This is a genomic window from Planktothrix serta PCC 8927, from assembly GCF_900010725.2.
Lineage (GTDB): Bacteria > Cyanobacteriota > Cyanobacteriia > Cyanobacteriales > Microcoleaceae > Planktothrix > Planktothrix serta.
The window spans coordinates 1-696 of sequence record NZ_LR734921.1; the positions used below are offsets into that span (position 1 = coordinate 1).

General features: G+C 39.5%; 1 protein-coding gene. It reads left to right on the forward strand.

Features of this window, described 5'->3' with window-relative positions; all coding sequences use genetic code 11:
• Positions 1-28: 28 nt before the first annotated feature.
• Positions 29-696 (forward strand): RNA-guided endonuclease IscB (iscB, locus tag PL8927_RS27640; protein ID WP_197047593.1); only part of this gene is annotated, 668 nt, incomplete at its 3' end.

Below are 696 nucleotides of genomic sequence, written 5' to 3' on the forward strand. Positions count from 1 at the left end.
ACATTACCCTAGAAATAGGAGTCATTTCATGTCCAATTACGTCTTTGTAATTGCTCCGAATAAACAACCTCAAAACCCAGTACATCCCGCCCAAGCTCGATTGTTATTGAATCAAGGTCAAGCTGCTGTTTATCGCCGTTATCCGTTTACTATTATCTTAAAGGAGTCAAAACCAGCACCAGAAATACAACAAATAACCCTCAAAATTGATCCCGGTTCAAAAACCACTGGAATTGCATTAGTTCAAGGAAACAAAGTAATTTGGGGTGCAGAATTAACCCATCGGGGTCAAACGATTAAAATGTCTTTGGAATCTCGACGTTCATTACGTCGTTCCCGAAGAAACCGTAAAACTCGTTATCGTCAAGCTCGATTCTTGAATCGAAAACGTTCAAAAGGATGGTTAGCACCTTCTTTACAACATCGAGTTGAAACAACTCTAACTTGGGTCAGTAAATTAATTAGGTTTACACCCATTGGTTCAATTGTTCAAGAGTTAGTCAGATTTGACTTACAACAACTTGAAAATCCTGAAATTTCTGGAATTGAGTACCAACAAGGAGAGCTACAGGGATACGAAGTTCGGCAATACTTACTGGAAAAATGGAGTCAAAAATGTGCTTACTGTGGGGTTGAAAATGTCCCCTTAGAAGTAGAACATATTCACCCCAAATCCCAAGGCGGAACTGACCGAAT